This is a genomic window from Streptomyces sp. (assembly GCF_035563135.1).
Classification (GTDB): Bacteria; Actinomycetota; Actinomycetes; order Streptomycetales; family Streptomycetaceae; genus Streptomyces.
Genome location: NZ_DATMVN010000509.1, coordinates 35,737 through 43,379, shown reverse-complemented (window position 1 = coordinate 43,379; position 7,643 = coordinate 35,737). Strand labels below are relative to the sequence as shown.

The window sequence follows — 7,643 nt, the reverse complement described above, 5'->3', positions numbered from 1 at the left end:
AGGTCGTCGATGTCGTTCCCTGCTTCGTCGACACCGTCGAACACATCGCCGGCGGCGGCGTCAAAGGCGTGAAGGTGCAGCACTTCTTCGTCTGCCGACTGGCTTCGATGGACCTGTCGCGTCGGCACGGACCCGAGATCGACGATCCCTGCGGAGAATACGAAATCGTCCGGGTGCCCTTCAGCCGCGTCGGAATCGCGACCGTACACCTCGTACCGCTGTCGCTGCGGCACTATCTGGACGCCAACATCGAAGGCGTACGTGCGATGCACGCGCCCGATCTGGGCTGATGTCCGGCGCTCCCTGGGAAGACTCCACGAACCGGGCCGGCCCCCCGCGTACGCCGAGGGCAGCAGCCGTGGATACTCCCGCTGACAGATGACCGCGAGCTCCGCGCGTGGCGCCGTGTTTCACGTGAAACCACTCAAGCATCCGATTCACCGAAGCCCTCTCGTCACCCGCGTAGCGGTGTCCGTGAGCTGACCGGGCCTCACCGTGGAGTTGTTGGCTCTCGGGCTCACCGCGTTCCTCACCCACGACGCCGCGGTGGCTCAGGTCATCGCCCGCGCGATAAGGACTTCAGGTACTGATTAGTCGTGCCGGTCGCGCTGTTGTCTCCTTCAGCGGTCTGCTGCTGGCGCTCGGCACTCCGTGGAGCCTGGCCGGACATCGCTGGTCCTGGGCGAAGTTCCGGCTGCCCCTGGTCGCCGCAGGGTCGACGGTCTTCTCGTTCCGCCCGGGCATCGACGAGGCCGCGGCCCGGGGGCGACCGGCATCGACCTGGTCATCGCGCCCTCGATGGCCACGGCCACGTACCTCTTCATCACCGCGGTATCGGTGCTGAAGCCGTGGAGACCGACTCGTCGGGGACTGTGTCTGCGGCAGGCTCGGGTGAACGTGCCGCGACCAGCCCTCCCCCGGTGAGCGCCCGGCGCTCGATCGATCCGGAGAGCACCGCCAGCAGCAGCGCCGAGGCAGCGAGTACGGCACCGACCCAGTTGGGCGCGGTGTATCCGAAGCCGGCCGCGATGACGATGCCGCCAAGCCACGCCGAGAGCGCATTTCCGAGGTTGAAGGCCCCGATGTTGACGGCTGAGGCCAGGGTGGGCGCGCTGGCCGCCTGGTCGAGGACGCGCTTCTGGAGCGGCGGTACGGTCGCGAAGCCAAGCGCTCCGATGAGGACGATGGTCACCGCGGCAGCGACCTTGTTGTGAGCGGTCAGCGTGAACAGAGCCAGGACCGCGGCAAGTGCACCGAGAGACACGTACAGCATCGGCATCAGGTGGCGGTCGGCGAACTTGCCACCGAGAAGATTCCCCCCGACCATGCCGAGTCCGAAGAGGACCAGCAGCCAGGTGACCGATGAGGTGGCGAAGCCTGCGGTCTCCGTCATCATCGGGGTGATGTAGGTGACCGCCGCGAAAACGCCGCCGAAGCCCAGGACCGTCATCGCCATGGCGAGCAGCACCTGCACATTGCGGAACGCTGCCAGCTCGTGACGGATCCGTACCGCCTGCGGCTTCGACTGCTCGGGGACGAGCTTTGCCACACCGAGGAGCCCCAGGACGCCGAGTCCCGCGACGACGAAGAACGTCACGCGCCAGCCGAAGTTCTGGCCGACGAAGGTCCCCGACGGGACCCCGACGACATTGGCGACGGTGAGCCCGGTGAACATCATGGCGATGGCTCCGGCCTTCTTCTCCGGCGCGACCAGATCAGCGGCCACGACCGATCCGATGCCGAAGAAGGCTCCATGGGCGAGTGAGGCGATCACCCGTCCGGCCAGCATCACACCGAAGACAGGGGCGAGAGCGGAGACCACGTTCCCCACGATGAACAGCCCCATCAGGAGCATCAGCATCTGCTTCCTGGTCACACGAGTGCCCAGGACGGTCATCAGCGGGGCGCCGAGGACCACGCCCAGGGCATAGCCCGTCACCAGGAAGCCTGCAGTCGGGATCGAGACCTGAAAGTCTGCCGCGACATCGGGGAGCAATCCCATGATCACGAACTCGGTGGTGCCGATACCGAATGCCCCGATGGCCAGGGCGAGGAGCGCGAGCGGCATGAGGTCCACCTCTCTGAAGATTGCATCTGCGCCTTACAAGCGTTCACAATAATTGCAGACGCTTATTAATTGCAAGCGCGGGCTATTGCGTATGTGCCCTACTCTGGAGAGCAAGCAGCTCCCGTACGGAGGAGAGACACATGACAGCGACAGATCCCGCACTGACGTCCCTCGCACAGAGCTGGTGCGCCCTCTCACTGCTCCACGGGAAGATCGAGGCCCGCATCGAACGGGCCCTGCAGTCCCGCCACAGTCTCAGCGCGCGTGAGTTCTCCCTGCTCGACGTCCTGAGCCGCCAGCACAGCGGCACGGGCGGGCATCTGCAGATGAAGCAGGTCGCGGACGCCGTGGTGCTGAGCCAGAGCGCCACCACCCGGCTGGTCACCCGGCTCGAGGACCGTGGGCTGCTCACCCGGTACCTGTGTGACACGGACCGGCGGGGCATCTACACCGACGTCACAGAGGCGGGCCTCACATTGCTGAACGAGGCCAGGCCGACCAACGACACCGCGCTCCGCGCCGCTCTGGACGAGGCTGCCGAGAATCCGGAACTCGCCCCGCTGGTCCGGGCGGTCGAGGCACTGAAGGTCTCCGTCCGAACCGGCGGAGATGCGTAGTCTGCCGATCATGAGCGATCTCGACATACGTCCCGCAGCCCTCGCCGACCTCCCCGCAATCGTCGCCATGCTCGCCGACGACCCGCTGGGTGCACAGCGCGAGTCTCCGGATGACCTCGCCCCGTATCACCTCGCGTTCCGGCGGCTCGCCGACGATCCGAATCAGCATCTGGTCGTGGCCGTGCGCGAGGGCCGCGCCGTGGGAACCCTCCAGCTCACGATCGTTCCCGGCCTCTCCCGCCGAGGGGCGACCCGTTCCGTCATCGAGGGTGTCCGCGTCCACACGGACGAGCGCGGCAGCGGCCTCGGTACCCAGCTGATCCAGTGGGCGGTCGATGAATCCAGACGACAGGGCTGCCAGTTGGTGCAGCTGACCTCGGACTCCACCCGCACGGACGCCCACCGCTTCTACGAGCGTCTCGGCTTCGCCGCAAGCCATGTGGGCTTCAAGCTCGCCCTCTGAACCTGAACCATGCGGTTCCGGGCAGCTCCGCACGACGGGAGGCATCACGCGTACCGCTTCGACGACGAGCAGCGCAGGGCCCGGCTCGGCCGACGGCATCTGCTGGTCCCGTCCATGCGGACCACCTCCGCCGTCGCAGTGGCCGGCGCCCTCGTCGCCCTGCACGCGACCGATCCCGCAACGGTCCACCTCTCCGTCTGTGCGCGGCTGGTCACCCCCGAGGTCGGAACAGTGGAGCAGGCGCTCCACGAGGACGTCTCCCCGGTACGGCTGCTTTCCCTGCGGAACACGTTGTTCACCATGTCCACGGATGTCGCACCTGCCGTCGACGCCTCGAACGCCCGAGCCGTGGCGGCCAAGGAACGACAAAGACTCCTCAAGCATCTGCAGGAGGACGGCACGGGCCTGGCCGAACGGTGGCTCGCCGAGACCGAGCAACAGACGCTCGTCACTCTGACCACTCGGGGCCGTGCCACGGGGAGCGAACTTTCGGCCGCACTACCCGCTCGGCGCACGAAGATCACGATCTTTCCCGGGCCGAAACAGGAGACGGTACAGGGAATCGCCTCTCGCGTGATCCAGGTCCTGGCGGCCGATGAGCGCATCCGGCGGGACCGGCCACGCGGTTCGTGGACCTCCAGCCAGTTCCGCCGGACGACCGCCGAGCCCTGGTCCGCGTCGGATCCCGCCGAAGCCCGGACAGAAGTGGCCCGGCGCTGGCTGCACTCCTACGGCCCCGCAACCGAAGACGATCTGAAGTGGTGGACCGGCTGGGGAATCCGTGAGACGCGTGCGGCTCTGGTTGCCGTCGGCGCGGAGGAAGTCCTGCTCGACAGCGGGGCCGTCGGCTGGGTGGTTCCCGGGGATCTCCTCACCGAATCTTCCCCGGAGCCCTGGGCCGCTCCGCTGCCCGGCCTCGATCCGAGTGCTATGGGCTGGGCCGTCCGCGGTTTCCATTTGCCCGCCGATCATCGTGCCGCCCTTTTCGACCGCGCCGGCAACATCGGACCCACCGTGTGGTGGAACGGCGGCACCGTCGGTGGCTGGGCCCAGCGCGCAGACGGCGAGCTGGTGTGGCGGCTCCTTCCCGATGTGGGCGGCGGGCAAGCCCCACAGCTCATCGAGGCAGAGGCAGCCAGGTTCTCGGCAGGGGTGGGTGGCGCCCGGATCACCCCTCGTTTCCGTACGCCTCTGGAACGTGAGCTGGTCGTCTGATCCGGCTGGCGTCGAGGTGACGGGGGGCGCCGGAGGCGGCGTTTCACGTGAAACGCCTCCCCCTCTTCTCAGGTGGCGAGCCCTCGCCAGCCACCGTCGTCCACGCCCCCGGGAATGGCTGCGCTCCGGTCGTACGGCTCCCGGGTGAAGACGAATGACCCCAGATCGAGATGGTCGACCGTACCGTCTGCGGCGCGCACGACCCGGAGCGTCTCCCCCGCGTAGTAACCGTTGAGACCCGTCCAAGTTCCGTCAGGACGGCGCCGGAACCGCGCCGCGCGGCCGGCGCCTCTCAACGGCTGGAATTCGAGTCCTCCGTCCGCGAGCAGCTTCACCGCATGGACCTGTGTTCCCCAGTACCAGGGCCCGGTCAACGCCAGCAGGTCATGGTCGACCTCGGGAAGAGGGCGCCATGGCTCCGGAATCCGTGGTTCTGCGTCTGCGACGATCTGCACGAGGTCCGCTGCGACCGTACCGGTCAACGGGCCAGAGGTGGCGTTCGAGAGCACCACGGCTGCCACGTCGTCCTCGACGCTGAACAACAGCGTGGCCAGGAAGCCGGGAAGCGAACCTGAGTGACCGAGAAGGGTGCGTTCCCCTCGCCGTACGGCCTGGAGGCCGAGGCCGTACGTGCCGGCCCAGTCACCTGCTTCGGGCGGGGCAGCGGGAGCGCGCATCTCCGCGACGGAGGACGCACTCAGCACCCGTTCGTCCCCCTGCGCCAGGAAGGCTGCGAAACGAAGGAGATCGGTGGTGGTCGACCAGAGCTGGCCGGCCGGTGCCATCAGCCCGAGGTCTTCAGCCGGTTCGGGCAGCATGACGTCCGCCCAAGGGTGGACGGCCCAGCCACCTGCGTGAGGCGCATGCGCCTGCGGAGTCGTACGGCCCATCCCCAGGGGTTCCAGAACCTCGCGGCGCAGCACCTCGGCCCAGGAGTCACCGCGCAGCTTCTCGACGAGCGAGCCGAGCAGCGTGTAACCGGGGTTCGAGTAGTGGTGCCCATGGCCGGAGGTCTGGATCAACGGCCTCTCGCCGAGCACATCCGCCAGCTTCGGGCGCACGTCCCCGGACGTCCTCTCCCACCAGGGAGCGGGCGTCTCGGCCCCCAGACCTCCGCTGTGGCCCAGCAGTTGAAATACCGTCACCTGTCCGACGCCCGTGCCCGGCAGGTGCTCCTCCAGGGAATCGTCCAGATCCAGCAACCCCTCGTCACGCAGGCGCATCACCAGGACAGCAGTGAACGTCTTGGTGAGGGAGCCGATCCTGAACTGTGTATCACCGTCGGGTTCGTGGCCGTCCACACAGCTGCGTGCACCGCTCCAGACGATCCGGCCGTCCCGCTGGACCGCAGCGACGAGGGAGGGAGCCCGGCCTTCGGACTGGGCGGTGGCAATGCGGTGCAGCAGGGCGCGCCGGGTAGCGGGGAGCAGGGCTTCTGAAGAGGTCATGCCCAAGGATGACTTGCGCCTTCCCCGCTGACGAACCCATTTCACAGCCGTCACGCCACCGGCGGAGCCGCCATCGGTCTCGGCGCCGACGGCCTCGATGCAGCCGGGGCGGAAGAAGCCGGGGGGGCCGGAAGGCAGTGGCAACGGAATGCCGCCTGCTGTAGGGTCTCGCGGCTCGTGTCGGACGCCGAGGCTGCAACCTGCGGCCCCGTCCGCCGTCTCACGCTGTGTCGGACGCTCAGCGTCTCAGCTCCAGGTCGGAAGTCGCTAGTCGGCCGCCGGCCGATGGCTACCCGACCGCTTGGCCCGTGTCAACGAAGTGTGACCGCTCGCGCCGCTGGACTCCACATCAGGTGAAATGCACGGTCAGCCTCTCGTTCGGCGCGTTCGACTCGTCTTCCGCGGCAGCTCGGACCAGGACGGACGCGATCGCCTCGAACGCTTCATCGCCCATGCGGCCACGACTGACTGCAGCGTTCTCCCAGACGATCTCGACCGGGCGCTCGACATCCCTGCTCAGACGGTCCCACAGGGCGCTCAGGTTGTGCCCGTAGTACGGACCGAAGTCCAGAGGCCCGGCAAGAACCCGGTGCAGGTCCGCCTGGCTTCCGATGTGCGCCCCGTCAATGGCGACCCGCATACTTCCTCCACCCATTCGGCCAGCCAAACGACTCTACGAACCCCCGGCACCCCTGCAGGCCCCGCGCCCCGCTGGACTGCGGTGTCCTGTCGCACTGCGGCTGTCAGATGGTGGGCCGTTGACGAGCTGGGATGCCAGGTCGTTTGCGACCGCGGAGGCTTGGGATTCTCAAGCGACCTGGCTTTTACGGAAGTCTCGTTCGCGATAGAGGCGGGCCACGGCCATGGAGCATCGGTGTGGCCCGCCATGCCGTCTGCTGGTCGTGGCCGTTTCAGGCTTGGTTTCCGGGCTGGAGCCTCAGCTGTTGGCCAGGGTGCGGCCCAGGAGGGGGAGCAGGCGATCCCAGTGGTGCTTCAGTCCGGAGGCGCTAAAAGCGTCGGTGTCGGACATGGTGAAGCCGTGGATGGTGCCGGGGTAGATCTCGGAGGTGTAGCCGACACCTGCCGCATCCAGGGCCTGGTTGAGCTCGCCGAGGGCCTCAGGTGTCATGTCGCCTTCGGCGTGGCCGAGGTGGACCTGGGCGGTGAGCTTGGAGAGGAGGTTGGCCCCATCGACACCCACGGGGCCGTGGAACGCCGCGACGGCCGCCACCTGGTCGGAGTGGGCCGCAGCGGTGCGCATCGCGTAGAGGCCGCCTATGCAGTAGCCGGTCACAGCGACCGGTCCGGCGCCGACTTCGGGCTGGGTGGTGAGGAACCTGAGGTAGGCGTCGGCGTCGCTCAGGACACGTTCGGCGGTGTGCGCCTCGATCAGGGGCATCAGCTGGGCGAAGACCGCGGGCCGGACCTCTTCTCCGATGTATTTGGGAAGCTCGACCAGCGGTGCCGGGCCGTGCCGGTAGAAGGAGTTGGGGACGAGCACGTAGTAGCCGTGCCCGGCCAGTTCGCGGGCCATCTCCCGCAGCACGGGCCGGATGCCGAAGCCGTCCGCGTACATCAGCACCCCTGGGTACCGCTCACCACCGTCGGGGAAGGCGGCGAAAGCGTCGGACTGACCGTCTGCGGTGGGAATGTGCAGCGTCTTGGTATGCATGAGTTCTCCTGTCGTGATTGACGTGTCGAGCTGTGATCAGCACGACAGGAGGCGGAGCCCGCGCAGCAGCGCAAGATCCTCGATCGAACAGCGGGCCCTCAAGGGCCCGTACGGCGCTCAGAAGAGCCCCGGGTCACCGATCCGTGTGTGGCGCAAGGCC

7 protein-coding genes and 1 pseudogene are annotated in these 7,643 nt (G+C 67.8%); 4 read left to right on the top strand and 4 right to left on the bottom strand.

Annotated elements, in window-relative coordinates; genetic code table 11:
- Nucleotides 1–290, top strand: a pseudogene (locus VN520_RS22440) (NUDIX hydrolase); the annotation flags it as partial.
- A gap of 533 nt (nt 291–823) precedes the next feature.
- Here VN520_RS22440 and VN520_RS22435 read toward each other — a convergent pair.
- Nucleotides 824–2,068, bottom strand: coding sequence for an MFS transporter (locus VN520_RS22435; RefSeq protein ID WP_325748732.1), 1,245 nt, complete (start codon nt 2,066–2,068; stop codon nt 824–826).
- A gap of 140 nt (nt 2,069–2,208) precedes the next feature.
- Between VN520_RS22435 and VN520_RS22430 the strand changes: the two genes are divergently transcribed.
- Genes VN520_RS22430 through VN520_RS22420 form a run of 3 tightly spaced genes read left to right on the top strand, consistent with a single transcriptional unit; the run spans nt 2,209 to nt 4,363 of the window.
- Nucleotides 2,209–2,685: a MarR family winged helix-turn-helix transcriptional regulator gene (locus tag VN520_RS22430; protein WP_325748731.1), complete on the top strand. Its 477-nt coding sequence runs from the start codon at nt 2,209–2,211 to the stop codon at nt 2,683–2,685.
- A gap of 10 nt (nt 2,686–2,695) precedes the next feature.
- Nucleotides 2,696–3,148 (top strand): GNAT family N-acetyltransferase, encoded by a 453-nt coding sequence (locus tag VN520_RS22425; protein WP_325748730.1) that lies wholly within the window; start codon nt 2,696–2,698, stop codon nt 3,146–3,148.
- A gap of 9 nt (nt 3,149–3,157) precedes the next feature.
- Nucleotides 3,158–4,363 (top strand): winged helix DNA-binding domain-containing protein, encoded by a 1,206-nt coding sequence (locus VN520_RS22420; RefSeq protein ID WP_325748729.1) that lies wholly within the window; start codon nt 3,158–3,160, stop codon nt 4,361–4,363.
- Nucleotides 4,364–4,431: 68 nt separating this feature from the next.
- Here the strand turns inward: VN520_RS22420 and VN520_RS22415 are convergent, their stop codons facing one another.
- The 3 genes from VN520_RS22415 to VN520_RS22405 form a co-directional block, all read right to left on the bottom strand.
- Nucleotides 4,432–5,811, bottom strand: a complete 1,380-nt coding sequence (locus VN520_RS22415; protein ID WP_325748728.1) for a serine hydrolase domain-containing protein — start codon at nt 5,809–5,811, stop codon at nt 4,432–4,434.
- 349 nt (nt 5,812–6,160) lie between these two features.
- Nucleotides 6,161–6,451, bottom strand: coding sequence for a barstar family protein (locus VN520_RS22410; protein WP_325748727.1), 291 nt, complete (start codon nt 6,449–6,451; stop codon nt 6,161–6,163).
- Between the two features lie 297 nt (nt 6,452–6,748).
- Nucleotides 6,749–7,483: a dienelactone hydrolase family protein gene (locus tag VN520_RS22405; protein WP_325748726.1), complete on the bottom strand. Its 735-nt coding sequence runs from the start codon at nt 7,481–7,483 to the stop codon at nt 6,749–6,751.
- Between the last annotated feature and the right edge of the window lie 160 nt (nt 7,484–7,643).

Bases quoted from the DNA above. Each gene is read 5' to 3' on its own strand.
- VN520_RS22435 (WP_325748732.1), bottom strand. From the start codon at position 2,068: ATGCCGCTCGCGCTCCTCGCCCTGGCCATCGGGGCATTCGGTATCGGC.
- VN520_RS22430 (WP_325748731.1), top strand. From the start codon at position 2,209: ATGACAGCGACAGATCCCGCACTGACGTCCCTCGCACAGAGCTGGTGC.
- VN520_RS22425 (WP_325748730.1), top strand. From the start codon at position 2,696: ATGAGCGATCTCGACATACGTCCCGCAGCCCTCGCCGACCTCCCCGCA.
- VN520_RS22420 (WP_325748729.1), top strand. From the start codon at position 3,158: ATGCGGTTCCGGGCAGCTCCGCACGACGGGAGGCATCACGCGTACCGC.
- VN520_RS22415 (WP_325748728.1), bottom strand. From the start codon at position 5,811: ATGACCTCTTCAGAAGCCCTGCTCCCCGCTACCCGGCGCGCCCTGCTG.
- VN520_RS22410 (WP_325748727.1), bottom strand. From the start codon at position 6,451: ATGCGGGTCGCCATTGACGGGGCGCACATCGGAAGCCAGGCGGACCTG.
- VN520_RS22405 (WP_325748726.1), bottom strand. From the start codon at position 7,483: ATGCATACCAAGACGCTGCACATTCCCACCGCAGACGGTCAGTCCGAC.